This window comes from Eubacterium sp. AF36-5BH, from assembly GCF_003460505.1.
GTDB lineage: Bacteria > Bacillota > Clostridia > Lachnospirales > Lachnospiraceae > Eubacterium_G.
Map to the genome: position 1 here is coordinate 253,021 of NZ_QTVG01000002.1, position 16,033 is coordinate 269,053.

The 16,033-nt window shown below is 33.9% G+C and carries 14 protein-coding genes and 1 riboswitch; all 14 genes read left to right on the forward strand.

Features of this window, described 5'->3' with window-relative positions; genetic code table 11:
• The first annotated feature begins 61 nt into the window (after positions 1–61).
• The 14 genes from DW006_RS02605 (at position 62) to DW006_RS02670 (ending at position 16,028) form a co-directional block, all read left to right on the forward strand.
• A complete protein-coding gene (locus tag DW006_RS02605) occupies positions 62–976 on the forward strand; it encodes a hypothetical protein (RefSeq protein ID WP_117998924.1) in 915 nt (304 codons plus the stop codon).
• 19 nt (positions 977–995) lie between these two features.
• Entirely contained in the window at positions 996–1,604 is a 609-nt protein-coding gene (locus tag DW006_RS02610) for a thiamine diphosphokinase (protein WP_117998925.1), read from the forward strand.
• 74 nt (positions 1,605–1,678) lie between these two features.
• Positions 1,679–1,775, forward strand: a riboswitch (TPP riboswitch).
• Between the two features lie 41 nt (positions 1,776–1,816).
• Positions 1,817–2,638 carry an energy-coupled thiamine transporter ThiT gene (locus tag DW006_RS02615; protein ID WP_117998926.1) on the forward strand — a complete coding sequence of 274 codons (822 nt, stop codon included), beginning with the start codon at positions 1,817–1,819 and terminating at the stop codon, positions 2,636–2,638.
• 483 nt (positions 2,639–3,121) lie between these two features.
• The gene (locus DW006_RS02620) at positions 3,122–3,850 is read left to right on the forward strand and encodes a pseudouridine synthase (RefSeq protein WP_117998927.1); all 729 of its coding nucleotides are present in this window, start codon (positions 3,122–3,124) and stop codon (positions 3,848–3,850) included.
• Between the two features lie 40 nt (positions 3,851–3,890).
• Entirely contained in the window at positions 3,891–5,840 is a 1,950-nt protein-coding gene (ligA, locus tag DW006_RS02625; RefSeq protein ID WP_117998928.1) for an NAD-dependent DNA ligase LigA, read from the forward strand.
• 113 nt (positions 5,841–5,953) lie between these two features.
• Positions 5,954–6,331: a GntR family transcriptional regulator gene (locus DW006_RS02630; RefSeq protein WP_022165362.1), complete on the forward strand. Its 378-nt coding sequence runs from the start codon at positions 5,954–5,956 to the stop codon at positions 6,329–6,331.
• Positions 6,324–7,208 (forward strand): ABC transporter ATP-binding protein, encoded by an 885-nt coding sequence (locus DW006_RS02635; RefSeq protein WP_117998929.1) that lies wholly within the window; start codon positions 6,324–6,326, stop codon positions 7,206–7,208. The genes DW006_RS02630 and DW006_RS02635 overlap by 8 nt, the downstream gene beginning before the upstream one ends.
• Positions 7,198–9,441: an ABC transporter permease gene (locus DW006_RS02640; protein ID WP_117998930.1), complete on the forward strand. Its 2,244-nt coding sequence runs from the start codon at positions 7,198–7,200 to the stop codon at positions 9,439–9,441. Before DW006_RS02635 ends, DW006_RS02640 begins: the two co-directional genes overlap by 11 nt.
• Positions 9,442–9,545: 104 nt before the next feature.
• Positions 9,546–10,571: a branched-chain amino acid aminotransferase gene (locus DW006_RS02645; protein WP_117998931.1), complete on the forward strand. Its 1,026-nt coding sequence runs from the start codon at positions 9,546–9,548 to the stop codon at positions 10,569–10,571.
• Positions 10,572–10,822: 251 nt separating this feature from the next.
• Positions 10,823–11,665: a DUF975 family protein gene (locus tag DW006_RS02650; RefSeq protein ID WP_117998932.1), complete on the forward strand. Its 843-nt coding sequence runs from the start codon at positions 10,823–10,825 to the stop codon at positions 11,663–11,665.
• A 122-nt stretch (positions 11,666–11,787) separates the two neighbouring features.
• The gene (locus DW006_RS02655) at positions 11,788–12,972 is read left to right on the forward strand and encodes an acetyl-CoA C-acetyltransferase (RefSeq protein ID WP_117998933.1); all 1,185 of its coding nucleotides are present in this window, start codon (positions 11,788–11,790) and stop codon (positions 12,970–12,972) included.
• 115 nt (positions 12,973–13,087) lie between these two features.
• The gene (locus DW006_RS02660; protein ID WP_022165356.1) at positions 13,088–13,879 is read left to right on the forward strand and encodes an enoyl-CoA hydratase-related protein; all 792 of its coding nucleotides are present in this window, start codon (positions 13,088–13,090) and stop codon (positions 13,877–13,879) included.
• Positions 13,880–13,963: 84 nt separating this feature from the next.
• The gene (locus tag DW006_RS02665; RefSeq protein ID WP_117998934.1) at positions 13,964–14,836 is read left to right on the forward strand and encodes a 3-hydroxyacyl-CoA dehydrogenase NAD-binding domain-containing protein; all 873 of its coding nucleotides are present in this window, start codon (positions 13,964–13,966) and stop codon (positions 14,834–14,836) included.
• Positions 14,837–14,870: 34 nt separating this feature from the next.
• The gene (locus DW006_RS02670; RefSeq protein ID WP_022165354.1) at positions 14,871–16,028 is read left to right on the forward strand and encodes an acyl-CoA dehydrogenase; all 1,158 of its coding nucleotides are present in this window, start codon (positions 14,871–14,873) and stop codon (positions 16,026–16,028) included.
• Positions 16,029–16,033: the final 5 nt, after the last annotated feature.

Below are 16,033 nucleotides of genomic sequence, written 5' to 3' on the forward strand. Positions count from 1 at the left end.
TGAATTTTAGTTTTATTTTTGATATTATGAGAGAAATTGTTGAATAAAGGAGATGTGAAACGTGGATAATCCAAAGGATTTCGAAGAAGATGAAAATAAATTATCCAAGGAAGAGCTTGATGCACTTCTAGAGGAAGTAGAAAACGATAGCAGACAGGTAGTAAGAAGAGAACAACCTGTAAAAAAGAAAAATATTAGATTTGATATGATAATTGCAGCAGTTATAGCATTTGTTATTGTAGTTGGAGGTGTTTTATTAGTAAGACATTTTGTTGTTAATACTCCATCAAAGGCAGAGAAAGCTGTAGCTGAGAATCCACTACAGGACGATAAGTATCCTGAAATAACTGACGTTGTAAAAAATTATCTCAATGCTTTTTTAATTGAAGATGACGCAAAGAGAGCTGAGATAATCGCACAGTATGTTGGAAACTTATATGACATTAACAGCGTGAAGCAAAGAACTTATGTATCGGAATATAGTGATGTTGAATGTTACACAAAGAAAGGTCCTTATGATGACACGTATGTAGTTTATGCATATTATCAGATGGGACTTAAGAATATTGACACAACAGTTCCTGCAATTAGCAGATTATATGTTGTTAGGGATAAGAAAACAGGAAATGTTTATATTCAAAATGATAGTGGTGATGATATTCAAAAATACATGAATAAAGTTACAAAAGATTCTGATGTTCAGGATTTATTAAAAGATGTTCAGGAAGAATTTGAAAGTGTTAAGGCATCAGATCCTAAGGTTAAGGCTTATTATGATGCTATTAATGCTAAAGCAAATGAAAAGAAAAATGAGACTACTACAGGAACTTCAAACAATAAGAATGAAACAACTGCATCTCATACATCTAACAATGCAACAACAAAAGCATCTGTGACAACACAGGCACCTACTACAAAGGTGAATAGTACAACAAAGCCACAGACAACAGCTTCAAAAAATAACAAAAACAAATAGAAATTAGTAGGTCAAATAAATGGAAAACGTATGTTATATAGTTGGTGCCGGAGATAACTCCGGTACCAATTTTACTAAAAAAGAAAATGATTTTGTAATAGCGGCAGATGGCGGTTTTGAGAAAATACACCAACTTGGAATAGAACCTGATTTGGTAATAGGTGATTTTGACTCTTTAGGATATGTTCCTGTTGGTGGCAATGTGGAAAAGCACAAAGTAATGAAAAACGAAACAGATATGATGATTTGTGTTAAGACAGCATTGCACAAAGGCTTTAATAACATTGTGATTTTCGGAGGAACCGGTGGAAGGATAGACCATACTTTTGCCAATATACAAACACTTTTATATGCATCACAATTAGGAGCCAACATTAAGATGGTTGATGGTAATAACACATATACAGTTGTTTCAGATGGTTCGATTTCAATAACAGGAAAAGAAAAAAATATATTTTCGGTTTTTGCGATAAACGGAGTTGCTCATAATGTTACAATAAAAAATGCATTATATAATATAGAAAACTATAAACTTGAGGAAAACAGACCTTTAGGGGTAAGCAATCAGTTTGTAAATGCAAATCCTGTTATATCAGTTGGAAAAGGAAGTCTTCTAATTGTATATTAAACTAATCAGATATGTATACAATACTTTGCCAACTTGACAAAAAATGTTAAAGAATATAGAATAAATAATGAAAAATATGTCGCTAGGGGTGCCGGATGGCTGAGAGATGTATGTCGACCCTCACTACTTGATATGGTTAGTACCATCGTAAGGAAGCATTTAGTTATGTATAGGTTCTCTGGTGATATTATATTCTAAGGAGGACTTTTTTTATGGAAAAAACAAAGAAAACAGGAACATTGGTAGAATGTTCAGTTTTGATTGCTATGGCTTTTGTGTTAAGCTTTATTAAGATTATCGACATGCCATACGGTGGAGCAGTAACAGCGGCAAGTATGTTGCCTATTATAATTGCAGGTTACAGGAATGGATTAAAATGGGGACTTATTACAAGTTTTACATATAGTATTTTGCAATTATTAACAGGTCTATCAAATGTTTCTTATGCTACATCAACAACAGCTATGATTGCCATAATTCTTTTAGATTACATTGTGGCTTTTACAGTGCTTGGTTTACTTGGTGTTGTTAAGAAAAATAAACATCAGACAGGTGCCTTAGTTTTAGGAACATTGATTGTTTGTTTATTAAGATATTTATGTCATTTTATTACAGGTTGTACAGTATGGGCAGGTGTATCAATTCCAACAGCTGATGGAGCATTATATTCTTTAGTATACAATGGAGCATACATGATTCCTGAAACTGTAGTTACAGTATATGTTATGGCGCTTGTTTCAAATTCAATTGATTTAAGAGCAGCAAAACCTGTAACAAGAGAAAAGTCAAAGAACATTATGGCTGTTTTAAATGGCGTATTAGTATGTGGTATAGCAATAATTGTTGACTTCCTAATTATATTTAGACAAATCCAGACAGAAGACGGATTTAAGATAACACTTATCGCAAATACAAACTGGATGTTAGTAGGTGTGATTTTATTAGTAGGTGTTATTGTTGGTGGCTTAACTTATGTAATTACTAAATTAGTAGTTTCAAAAAAGAAAACTGTTTTGCCTAGAAGAGAAAATTAATAAATCAGAAACAAACCTTGAAAGAAAATAAAGCTGATTAATAAGCAAATTAATTACTAAAGCGAATTAATTACCAAAACTAATTAATTGCAAAAACGAATAATTAATCATGCTGAAAAATAAATAATAATATTTATAGATATGTATTTGTGTGAATGTAAAATATAAATAAGGGTATTAGAAATAAATTAAACTATAAACTATTAGAGGGAGAGTACATGTTCTATAAATTTGTTAGCTGAAGCTGTAACAAAATTGTTGCAGCTTCTTTTTAGCATTTTGTAGCTGAAGTTTCATTTGTTTTAGTTTGAGTTAAAGTTTTATTGCTTTATATATTAGTTAAGGTTTTTGATAATATACAGCTTCTCTTATCTTATTTTTGTTGACGTTGTTTCTAGTATCATTTATCATTATTAAGATGTATAATTTAGAAGGATTTATTTAGAATAATTTAAGTTAAAAATACTAAAATAAGGTATGTATATGGATAATAAAAGATTAAAAGAACAGAAAAGTAATACAGAAGAAATAAGATTAAATAAATTTTTAAGTGATGCAGGTTTTTGCTCAAGAAGACAGGCTGACAGATTAATAGAAGAAGGGCATGTTAAGGTAAACAACGAAACTGCTTTGATGGGGCAGAAAGTAAATTTGTTAGACAAAGTTACTGTTGATGGAAAAGAAGTTTCAAGAGAAGAAGAACAGATTGTTATAGCTTTTAATAAGCCTGTTGGAGTAGAATGTACAACTGACAAAAATAATCCCGATAATATTGTTGATTATATTAACTATAGGAAGAGAATTTATCCTATTGGAAGATTGGACAAGAATTCTCAAGGGTTAATATTGTTAACGAATGACGGGGCGTTGGTTAATAACATTTTAAAAGCTTCCAATTATCATGAAAAGGAATATGTTGTAACTGTTGATAAACCCATTACAGAGGAGTTTATCAAACAAATGTCCAAAGGAGTAAAAATATTAGATCAGGTTACAAGACCTTGCGTTGTTAAAAAAGTTAATAAACATACATTTAATATTATTTTAACTCAGGGCTTAAATAGACAAATTAGAAGAATGTGCGAAACTCTTGGCTTTAAAGTTCAGAAATTAAAAAGAGTCAGAATTATGGGAGTGCATTTGGATAATTTACCAATTGGAAATTATAGAAACTTAACAAATAGTGAATTAGATTCATTAAAGAAAAATTAAAGCGGTTTATCAAAATATGTAAGTGAGGGGTAGATTTAAAGTGGATAAAAAAGAAAGAATCAAAGAGTTAGTAGATATATTAAATAAGGCGAGTAAAGCATACTATCAGGATGCAAAGGAAATAATGAGCAACTTTGAATATGATGCTTTATATGATGAATTAGTACAGTTAGAAAAAGATACAGGAATTGTTTTGGCGAACAGCCCCACTGTTAATGTAGGCTATGAGGTTGTAAGTGAACTTCCTAAAGAACAGCATGAAAGTCCAATGTTATCTTTGGACAAAACTAAGGAAGTAAGTGTGCTGGCTGATTTCGCGGGAGACAAAAAATCATTATTGTCTTGGAAACTTGATGGCCTTACAGTGGTTTTAACATACCAGCAGGGAAAACTTTTTAAGGCTGTTACAAGAGGTAATGGTGAAATTGGTGAAGTTATAACAAATAATGCAAAAACATTCAAAAACATTCCTTTAAGCATTCCTTATGAGGGAAGACTGGTGTTACGTGGAGAAGCCATTATAAAATATTCTGATTTTGAAAAAATCAACAGGGAAATTGAGGATGCTCAGGCAAAATATAAGAACCCAAGAAATTTATGCTCAGGTTCCGTAAGACAATTAAACAGTGAAATTACTGCTAAAAGAAATGTAAACTTTATAGCTTTTGCCTTGATTAGTGCAGAAAATGTTGATTTTAAAAATTCAATTGAGCAGCAATACTTATGGCTTGAACAACAGGGATTTGAAGTTGTTGAAAGAAAAGAAGTAACATCTTCAAATATGGAAGAAACTGTAAAATATTTTGCAGAAAAAATCAAAGAATACGATTATCCTTCAGATGGTTTGGTTTTAATGTATGATGATATTGAATATGGTTTATCTTTAGGTAGAACTGCGAAGTTCCCAAGAAACGGAATTGCTTTTAAATGGGAAGATGAACAGGCTGAGACAACTTTAGAATATATCGAATGGAGTCCAAGCAGAACAGGTTTGATTAATCCTGTTGCAGTTTTTAAACCGGTAGAACTTGAAGGGACTACAGTTACAAGAGCAAGTGTTCACAATATCAGCATAATGGAGGAACTTAAATTAGGAGATGGGGATACAATTAAAGTGTACAAGGCTAATATGATTATCCCTCAAATTTCCGAAAACGTAACTAAATCAGGCAAGTGCGTTATACCTGAAATTTGCCCGGCATGTGGAGAAAGAACAGAAATAAAAAATGACAACGGAGTAAAAACTTTATATTGTCCGAACAAACAATGCCCCGCAAAGCATGTTAAATTATATTCATTATTTGTTTCAAGAAATGCAATGAACATAGATGGATTATCAGAGGAAACTTTAGAGAAATTTATCGATGCAGGATACATTCACGAATTTGCGGATATATTTAATTTAAGCAGATATCAGAAAGAAATTGTGGAAACACCTGGATTTGGCCAAAAGTCTTACGACAATTTAATTGATTCCTTAAACAAGGCAAGAGAGGTAGAATTACATGCTCTTTTATATAGCCTGGGAATTCCGAATATCGGTGTGGCAAATGCCAAGCTTATTTGCAAATACTTTAATAATGATATTGAAAAAATCACACATGCTACAGCAGAAGAGTTAGTTAAAATAGATGGCATTGGTGACAAGATGGCTGTTAAATTTGTGGAGTATTTTTCTGATAAAGAAAATATTAAAAAGTTTAACAACTTATTAAATGAATTAACAATTATAAAAGAAGAAAACAACGAAGAACAAAACATGGCAGGTCTTAACTTTGTGGTTACAGGAAGTGTGGAAAGGTTTGCCAATCGTAATGAAGTAAAAGATTATATCGAAAAAAGAGGTGGCAAGGTTACAGGCTCAGTAACTTCAAAAACTAATTATTTAATTAATAATGATTTACTATCAAATTCTTCTAAAAACAAAAAAGCCAAAGAACTGGGTATAGAAATCATTAATGAAGAACAGTTTTTAGAGCGTTGGAAATAAAAAAATAATATCTTAAGTATACACAGAAAAGCAGTTGACAATACAACTGCTTTTTATTTATAATTGGATTGTATTACACCAAGTAGTACAAATGAAAAAGAAAGGGGTAAGGAATGCTTACTGTAAATTTCAGTTCCAGAACACCGGTATATCAGCAGCTATACGATGATGTAATAAGACTGGTATCTTTAGGTGTTTTGAAAAGTGATACAAAATTACCACCGGTTAGAATTTTGGCTACAGAATTGGGAATTAATCCAAATACTGTTCAGAAGGCTTACAAAATGCTTGAAAAAGATGGATATATATATTCTACAGTAGGAAGAGGAAGTTTTGTTTCTAACAAGTTAGATCAAAACCAGGCAGAAAAAATCCAGGCGAAAAATGATTTGAAAGAATCAATAGATAAAGCATATAAAAAGGGGATTACCAAGGATGAAATGATTGAGTTGGTAGATGAAATTACAAGCGGAGGAAGAGTGAATGATTGAAATAAAAAATCTCACAAAAAGATTTGAAAAAACAGTCGCAATAAATAATTTAAACTGCGAAATATCAGAGGGAATGATATTCGGTTTGGCAGGTAGCAATGGCAGTGGAAAAAGTACATTACTTAGAACATTGTCTGGAGTTTATGAACCTAATCAGGGACAGGTTATAATTGACGGTCAGAATGCCTTTGATAACCATGTTATAAAAGAAAGATGTGCATACATTGCTGACTATCCGTATTTCTTTAATGATAGTACAGTTGATAAAATGGCAGACTTGTACAGAAGAATGTATTCAAACTGGAGCGAGGAACGTTATTTGAAATTATGTTCAATGTTTCCAATTGCAACAAACAAAAAAATTGTAAACATGAGTAAAGGTATGCAACGTCAGGCGTCTGTTATTTTGGCGTTTGCAACAAATCCTAAATATTTATTTTTAGATGAAATTTTTGACGGCCTTGATCCTGTAATAAGAAATACATTGAAAACATTGATAATTGAGGATGTAACAGACAGAGAGATGACATGTATTATAGCATCTCATAATCTTAGAGAAATAGATGATATTTGTGACAAAATCGTACTTTTACATAAAGGTACATTGGTAACTAATGAAGAGACCGATGAACTAAAAAGCCAGATGCATAAAATACAGCTTGCTTTTAATAAGTCAATTGACAGAAAAGTGTTTAGACAAATTGGGGCTGACATAATGAGGCAGGTTGGAAATTATTATGTACTTATGGTAAAGGGAGATATTGAGGAAATCATGAAAGAATTAAATGAATTGGAACCTGCATTTATTGAGGTTATGCCTTCTACATTAGAAGAAGTATTTATAAGCAAAATGGAGGGGGTAGGATATGGCAAGTAATATACCGACAGCTTTCAGTCAAAGGAAGAAAGCTTTAAACTTATTTAGATGGACTAACAAAAGATACAGAGGCATATTAATTGCATATATTCTTTTATTATCAGTATCATCTCCTTTAATGGAACTTATTATTAAATTAAAAAACAGAAACATAGAAGAAGTTGCAAATGCGGCACCGGTGCTTATTGGAACAACATTTACATTAGTGGCAATGATTTTTTCTACAGTCTTTGCCTTTGTGTCATTTTCATACATACATAATAAAAGATGTGTGGATATGTTTGGTAGCTTTCCTGTAGATAGGGCGACAATGTTATTTACAAGATTGTTTTCTGTAATATTCCAGACAGTTATACCAATATTTATAGTTGGCTTAATTAGTGCAATGATGACTTTTGACTTGGATGGATTTTTGCACGTGTCAAGAAATGTATTGTTTGTTGCAATTGCTGTTGTAGGCAACGTGGCATTTATTTCAGTAGTTTCACTTTGCTGTGGAACAGTTGTGGATACAGTTGTAAGTTATATAGCCATAAACGGAATTTATCCGGTATGCATTTTGATTTGCTACCTGTTCCCAAATTCAATACTTCCGGGATACAGCGTAAAGTCAATGAATAACTACGAAATTTACACATTTTTAAGTCCTTTCCTTGCACCGTTTGCAGGGGCTTTCGGAAAACACAATCTGCTCTATGTATTATGGTGGGTAGGTTTTAGTGTAGCATTACTTATTGCAAGTTACTATCTCGTTAAGAAAAGAAAAGTTGAAGTTGCACAGAACTCATCAATTTATATAGGACTTGAGCAGACTATAAAAGTATTTGCCGGTTTTGCAGTTGGTTTCTGTTTCGGCTGGATACTTGTTGCTATTTCTGGAAAAGAATCAACAGGGTTACAGTTTATATGGTTTACTGTTGGAATTTTAATTGGCACAATTGCAACAGTTATAATACTCCATTTAATTTATAACAGAAGTCTGGCTGACATTAGAAAAAGTGTTTTAGTAATAGGAATCGATATAGTTTTTGTATTAATTTTTTTGATTTCAATTGCCAGAGGCGGTTTAGGATTTGACAAGAGAATACCTAATGAAAAAGATGTAGAGGCAGTTGCAGTTTCAATGGACAGCAGTTCAAGCTTCATTGTAAACGGCGTTAATATTAGTGAGTATTATATTAAGGATAAGAACGCAATTGAGGCAACTTTAAATGCACATAGAGCTGTTGTTAAACAGGTACTTGAAGATAAGAGTATAATATATCCTATTTACGGAAGTAAAGATGTAACATTCGCAGAAGAAGGCGTGGATGAAATAACAAAGGATTATTATAGATTAAACATTTCATATAAGCTGAAAAATGGTTCTTATATAAACAGAACTTATGATGGATGTTTTTATGGGGATGAGTTTGACAGATTGTCAAAAATCGTTAAGAAACAAAATAATATAGTTGGTAATCTTATGAAAATACCTGCTTCCTATCTGTCGTATGTTGAGATAACTGACACTGTTAATGACAGAAGTACAGGCTTAGATGAATTTACTGAAAAAGGAAAGAAGGAAATTTACGAAGAGCTGAGAAATGCAGCAAAGAAAGATTACGACCAAATGGGTGAAAAATTCTTTAGCACAAAGAATATGAAATGGCAGTTGGCATTATCATTTATAGAAGACACTTATAATGGTGACGATAATCAAATATACGTAACACTCAACATTAGTAAGAAACATAAAAACTTATATAAATTCTTAATAGATAATGGATATGAAAATATTGAATTAATTAACTTAAAACAGGAAATGCATAGTGGTCAGGACAATAATTATGGCACAATGACCGGAAAAGAACAACGCACTGTTTATTTTAAAGTTCCAAAGTATTGGAACAATACTAAAGAGATAAGAGCCTTTTTATACGACAGTGATAAATTTGATTTTTACACAACATCTTTTAGTGTTAAAGAATCAAAATGTGAGAGAGTTAAGGGAAATCTTTGGAAATATACATATTCTTTAGGTAGTAACATGGAAACAGGCACTTTAGATAAGGTGTTTGATAAAATTATGTTCTGTCAGGTAGAAGAGAATGGCGTACAGACTACAGGATGTGTAACATTACCTAAAAATAGGGAAAAGAAATGCCTGAAATTAAAAAACGGTAAGTTTGGTCTTAATGGTGATGGCATTAGAGATTCTTTATATAACTATAAGTGGGAAAAATTAAAGTAGTCTTATTGACCGAGAAAAAAATAGTGATATAATTGAATAAGGTTTTGATTTAAATACACATATGTCAAAATATTAGACAAATTGATAATACGGAGGAATAAAAGATGGACAAGAAAAATATTGACTGGGCAAATCTTGGTTTTGGTTATGTAGATACAGACAAGAGATTTGTGGCAAATTTCAAAGATGGCAAGTGGGATGATGGAGTATTAACAGAGGACTCAAACGTAGTCATTAACGAATGTGCCGGAGTATTACAGTATGCTCAGACTATTTTCGAAGGAATGAAGGCGTACACAACAGAGGATGGCCGCATAGTCACATTCCGTCCTGACTTAAACGCATCTCGTTTCGCTGATTCAGCAAGAAGATTAGAGATGCCTGTATTCCCAGAGGATAAATTCGTAGAAGCTATTAAAGAAACAGTAAAGGCTAACGCAGCATACGTTCCACCATATGGTTCAGGAGCTACATTATATGTAAGACCTTATATGTTCGCAAGCTCATCAGTAATTGGTGTTAAGCCTGCAGAAGAATATCAGTTTAGAGTTCTTACAACACCTGTAGGACCTTACTTTAAAGGCGGTGCAAAGCCAATTACAATTAAGGTTAGTGATTTTGATAGAGCAGCTCCTCATGGAACAGGACATATCAAAGCAGGTCTTAACTATGCAATGAGCTTACATGCAATTGTTACTGCACATGCAGAAGGTTTTGATGAGAACATGTACCTTGATGCAGCAACAAGAACAAAGGTAGAAGAAACAGGTGGTGCAAACTTCATTTTCGTAACAAAAGATAATAAAGTTGTTACTCCAAAGTCAAATAGTATTTTACCTTCAATTACACGTCGTTCAATTATGTATGTTGCAAAAGAATATCTTGGACTTGAAGTTGAAGAAAGAGAAGTATTCATCGATGAAGTTAAAGATTTTGCAGAATGTGGTTTATGTGGAACAGCAGCAGTTATTTCACCTGTTGGTAAGATCGTAAATCATGGCGAAGAAATCTGCTTCCCAAGTGGAATGGATGAAATGGGACCTATTACAAAGAAATTATATGAAACATTAACAGGTATCCAGATGGGCAGAATTGAAGCTCCAGAAGGCTGGTTAGTAGAAATTAAGTAATGACAATAAAAAGTCCGCTTATGTAACAGTAGGCGGGCTTATTTATTAATTGGGATTTCAAAGAAATCACAATTAATAAATAACGTTCCACTAGGGATGCACACTGGCGCAAAGGGAAAAATGTTGCTGAAGCAACATGCGCTCGATGCGTAGAATGTCACAAGGGACATTCTTAGTTATATAATTGGGATTTTTTAAAAACCCCAATTAATTTGTTGTAGCTATTACTATTATGAAGGAGAAAAATATATATGTGGACAAGAGCAGAATTAAAAAGTACAGCCAGACAGATACTACAGAAGAATTACTGGAGTGCGGTACTTGTAACTTTGATATTATCCATTGTTATTGGCAATTTTAGTTTTGGAACATCAGTTAATTTTAATGACGTAACAGATTACATAACTAACACGGGAAATTCTATATTAACAGACAACTCTTATATGGAATATACAGATCAAAGTGCGAATTTACAGTTTAATATTTTAAGAACAAGATTACTGGGAATTATAAAAAATATTTCATACACACAGATTTCCATGGTGTTAATACTTGGAATAATCATTTTCCTCGCAGGTCTCGCTTTAGCTTTCTTAGTTTTTGCGCAGTTAGAGGTTGGCTGTAAGAGATGGTTAATTAAAAACAGAACAGTGAATCCTCAATTTAGTGAAATGACAGAAGGGTTCAGAAATGGGTATTTAAACATTGCAAAAACAATGTTTTTAAAATCATTATATACATCATTATGGTCACTGTTATTTATTATACCCGGTATAGTTAAAATGTACGAATACAGAATGATACCATATTTGCTCGCTGAAAATCCTAATATGAGTTCCAGCGAAGCTTTTAGAAGAAGCAGACAAATGATGATGGGAAATAAAATGAATGCGTTTGTCCTTGACTTATCATTTATTGGTTGGAATATTTTGGCATCATTTACATGTGGTATACTTAACATATTCTATGTTGTACCATATAAATATTTAACAGATGTAGAATTGTACGTGACTCTATGTGGTTATCCTAAGCACAATAATCAGCAACAGCATGATAATTTTAATACAAATTATGACAGTTACGAAGAAGTTTAGAAAAAAGTCACTTTTTGGAAACAAAATTCGATTATTATACTAGACAAAGGAATTATAATTTGTTAAAATTATAACAAAGTTGAAAATCTTTTTAAAAATTATATATATGGAGGATTAATATTATGTCAAAAAAAGTAGTTATTGCAGGCGCATGTCGTACAGCAATCGGTAAGATGGGTGGAGCTTTAAGCACAACTCCAGCACCAGTTTTAGGATCTATTGTTATTGAAGAAGCTCTTAAGAGAGCAGGCGTACCAAAGGACGCTGTTGATCACGTATACATGGGATGCGTTATCCAGGCTGGTCTTGGACAGAACGTAGCTCGTCAGGCTTCAATCAAGGCAGGTCTTCCAATTGAAACACCAGCAGTTACAGTAAACGTTGTTTGTGGTTCAGGTCTTAACTGTGTAAACATGGCTGCACAGATGATTAAAGCAGGAGATGCTGATATTGTTGTTGCAGGTGGTATGGAAAATATGTCAATGGCACCATACGCACTTCCAAAGGCAAGATTTGGTTACAGAATGAACAATGGTACAATCATTGATACAATGGTAAATGATGCTTTAACAGATGCATTCAACAACTACCACATGATGATTACTGCTGAAAACGTAGCTGAACAGTGGGGAATCTCAAGAGAAGAATTAGATGAATTCTCAGCAAACTCACAGCAGAAATGCGAAAAGGCTATGGCTGACGGTAAGTTCAAAGATGAAATCGTACCTGTTGTTGTTAAGAATAGAAAGGGCGATATCGTTGTAGATACAGATGAAGGACCAAGAGCTGGTACAACAGCTGAATCACTTGGTAAATTGAGATGCTGTTCAGGAAAGCCTGATGGTGTTATTACAGCAGGAAATGCTTCAGGTATTAACGATGGAGCTGCAGCAGTTGTAGTTATGAGTGAAGAAAAAGCTAAAGAATTAGGTGTTACACCTATGGCTACATTTGTTGGCGGAGCACTTGGTGGTGTTGCACCTGAAATCATGGGTGTTGGACCAGTTGCTTCAACAAAGAAAGTTATGGAAAAAACTGGCTTAACAGTTGATGATATGGACTTAATCGAAGCTAACGAAGCTTTCGCAGCACAGTCAGTAGCAGTTGCTAGAGACTTAAAGTTCGATATGAGCAAAGTAAACGTAAACGGTGGTGCTATCGCACTTGGACATCCGGTAGGAGCTTCAGGTTGCCGTATCCTTGTTACATTACTTCATGAAATGCAGAAGAGAGATGCTAAGAAGGGTCTCGCTACTTTATGTATCGGTGGCGGAATGGGTTGCTCAACAATCGTTGAAAGAGACTAATTGAATACATAAAAAGCTGGTGGCAATTTTTTACTACCAGCTTTTAGTGTGTTTTTCTACCATAAGAGTTTATCCAAACTCTTAATACAATTATAATTTTTTAAGGAGAAGTGATATGGAATTTATTACTTATGAACAGGATGGATTTGTTGGAGTAATTACAATCAACCGTCCAAAGGCATTAAATGCATTAAACAGCCAGGTTCTTGATGAATTAAATGCAACTTTAGATGCAGTTAATTTAGATGAAACAAGAGCATTAGTTTTAACAGGTGCAGGAGAAAAATCATTTGTAGCCGGTGCTGATATTGGAGAAATGTCAACATTAACAAAGGCTGAAGGTGAAGCATTTGGTAAAAAAGGAAACGATGTATTTAGAAAGTTAGAAACATTTGACATTCCTGTAATCGCTGCCGTAAACGGATTTGCTTTAGGTGGTGGATGCGAAATCTCAATGAGTTGTGATATTAGACTTTGTTCTGAAAATGCAATTTTCGGACAGCCTGAAGTAGGTCTTGGAATCACACCTGGATTTGGTGGAACACAGAGACTTGCAAGATTAGTTGGTCCTGGAATGGCTAAGCAGATGATTTACACAGCTAGAAACATTAAGGCTGATGAAGCTTACAGAATCGGTCTTGTAAATGCTGTATATCCACAGGAAGAATTATTAGATGCTGCAAAGAAGTTAGCTGCAACAATTGCTAAGCAGGCTCCTATCGCAGTTAGAGCTTGTAAGAAAGCTATCAATGATGGTCTTGATGCAAGCATGGATGATGCTATCGTTATTGAAGAAAAATTATTTGGAAGCTGCTTCGAAACAGAAGATCAGAAGGCAGGAATGGGTAACTTCCTTGAAAAAGATAAAGAAAAGAAGTTAAAGGTTGTTCCTTTCCAGAACAAATAATTAAATAAGGAAAACACCACATGGATTTAATTTCATTGTGGATACAATTTAAATTTTATAAAAATATTTTTGGAGGAAAATAAGATGAAAGTTGGAGTAATTGGTGCTGGTACAATGGGCCAGGGAATCGCAAAGGCTTTTGCTATGGTTGATGGTTACACAGTAGCTTTATGTGACATCAAGCAGGAATGGGCAGAAGGCGGAAAAGACAAGATTGCTAAAGGATATGCAAGACTTGTTGAAAAAGGAAAAATGACACAGGAACAGGTTGATGGTATTCTTGATAGCATCACACCAGGTCTTAAGGAAGACTTATGTGCAGATTGTGACTTAATCGTTGAAGCTGCATTTGAAAACATGGAAGTTAAGAAAACTACATTTGGTGAATTAGATAAGATTTGCAAGCCTGAATGTATCTTTGCTTCAAATACATCATCACTTTCTATCACAGAAATCGGAAATGGTCTTACACGTCCTATGATTGGTATGCATTTCTTCAACCCTGCTGATAGAATGAAGTTAGTAGAAGTTATCGCAGGCGTTAATACACCTGACGAAACAGTAGAAGAAATCATTAAGATTTCAAAAGAAATTGGAAAGACACCTGTACAGGTAAATGAAGCTGCAGGATTTGTAGTAAACAGAATTTTAATTCCAATGATTAACGAAGCTGCTTTCATTAAGATGGAAGGTGTTTCAGATATCGCTGGTATTGATGCAGCTATGAAGCTTGGTGCTAACCACCCAATGGGACCACTTGAATTAGGTGATTTCGTTGGTTTAGATATCTGCCTTGCAATTATGGATGTACTTTATAATGAGACAGGAGATAGCAAATATCGTGCATGTCCATTAATCCGTAAGATGGTTAGAGGTGGAAATCTTGGTGTTAAGTCAGGTAAGGGATTCTACGTTTATAACGCAGACCGTACAAAGACACCAGTAGATGCTCAGTAATTTAGAGCAAACTATAAATATGGAGGAAAGATAAATGGATTTTACTTTAAGCAAAAAACATGAAATGGCTAGAACTCTTTTCAAAGAATTCGCTGAAAATGAAGTTAAACCTCTTGCTCAGGAAACAGATGAAAATGAACAGTTTCCAGTAGAGACAGTTGAAAAGATGGCAAAATATGGTTTCCTTGGTATACCGGTTCCTAAGGAATACGGCGGACAGGGATGTGACGTTTTAACATATGTAATGTGTGTTGAAGAATTATCAAAAGTATGTGGTACAACAGGTGTTATCGTATCTGCACATACATCACTTTGTATCGATCCTATTATGACATTCGGTACAGAAGAACAGAAGAAGAAATATGTTCCAGATCTTGCAAGTGGTAAGAAGCTTGGAGCTTTCGGTCTTACAGAACCTGGTGCCGGTACAGATGCACAGGGACAGCAGACAAAGGCTGTATTTGATGAAGCTACAAATGAATGGGTATTAAACGGTTCTAAATGCTTCATTACAAATGGTAAGTACGCAGATGTTTACATCGTAATCGCTGTAACAGGTAAAGTTGAAAAACGTGGTAGAATGATGAAAGAAATTTCAGCATTTATCGTTGAAAAAGGAACACCTGGATTTACATTTGGTACAAAAGAAAAGAAGATGGGTATCCGTGGTTCAGCTACATACGAATTAATATTTGAAGATTGCCGTATCCCAGCTGAAAACTTACTTGGTAAGAAGGGTAAAGGTTTCGGTATCGCTATGCATACACTTGATGGTGGACGTATTGGTATCGCTTCACAGGCTCTTGGTCTTGCTGAAGGTGCTCTTGAAACAACAATCGAATATGTTAAGGAAAGAAAACAGTTCGGTAGAGCAATTGGTCAGTTCCAGAATACTCAGTTCCAGTTAGCAGATATGGCTACTAAGGTAGAAGCTGCTAAGATGTTAGTATACAAGGCTGCAAGAGCTAAAGATACTCAGAAGGAATATGGTTTCGAAGCTGCTCAGGCTAAATTATATGCAGCAGAAGTTGCAATGGAAGTTACAACTAAGGCTGTTCAGTTACACGGTGGTTATGGTTATATCAGAGAATATGACGTTGAAAGAATGATGAGAGATGCTAAGATTACAGAAATCTACGAAGGTACTTCAGAAGTTCAGCGTATGGTAATCTCTGCAAACTTATTAAAGTAATAGGA

Excerpts from the sequence above, each read along its gene's own strand:
- DW006_RS02670 (WP_022165354.1), top strand. The coding sequence starts at position 14,871 with ATGGATTTTACTTTAAGCAAAAAACATGAAATGGCTAGAACTCTTTTC.
- DW006_RS02650 (WP_117998932.1), top strand. The coding sequence starts at position 10,823 with ATGTGGACAAGAGCAGAATTAAAAAGTACAGCCAGACAGATACTACAG.
- DW006_RS02635 (WP_117998929.1), top strand. The coding sequence starts at position 6,324 with ATGATTGAAATAAAAAATCTCACAAAAAGATTTGAAAAAACAGTCGCA.
- DW006_RS02665 (WP_117998934.1), top strand. The coding sequence starts at position 13,964 with ATGAAAGTTGGAGTAATTGGTGCTGGTACAATGGGCCAGGGAATCGCA.
- DW006_RS02640 (WP_117998930.1), top strand. The coding sequence starts at position 7,198 with ATGGCAAGTAATATACCGACAGCTTTCAGTCAAAGGAAGAAAGCTTTA.
- DW006_RS02610 (WP_117998925.1), top strand. The coding sequence starts at position 996 with ATGGAAAACGTATGTTATATAGTTGGTGCCGGAGATAACTCCGGTACC.
- DW006_RS02660 (WP_022165356.1), top strand. The coding sequence starts at position 13,088 with ATGGAATTTATTACTTATGAACAGGATGGATTTGTTGGAGTAATTACA.
- DW006_RS02630 (WP_022165362.1), top strand. The coding sequence starts at position 5,954 with ATGCTTACTGTAAATTTCAGTTCCAGAACACCGGTATATCAGCAGCTA.
- DW006_RS02615 (WP_117998926.1), top strand. The coding sequence starts at position 1,817 with ATGGAAAAAACAAAGAAAACAGGAACATTGGTAGAATGTTCAGTTTTG.
- DW006_RS02620 (WP_117998927.1), top strand. The coding sequence starts at position 3,122 with ATGGATAATAAAAGATTAAAAGAACAGAAAAGTAATACAGAAGAAATA.
- DW006_RS02655 (WP_117998933.1), top strand. The coding sequence starts at position 11,788 with ATGTCAAAAAAAGTAGTTATTGCAGGCGCATGTCGTACAGCAATCGGT.
- DW006_RS02645 (WP_117998931.1), top strand. The coding sequence starts at position 9,546 with ATGGACAAGAAAAATATTGACTGGGCAAATCTTGGTTTTGGTTATGTA.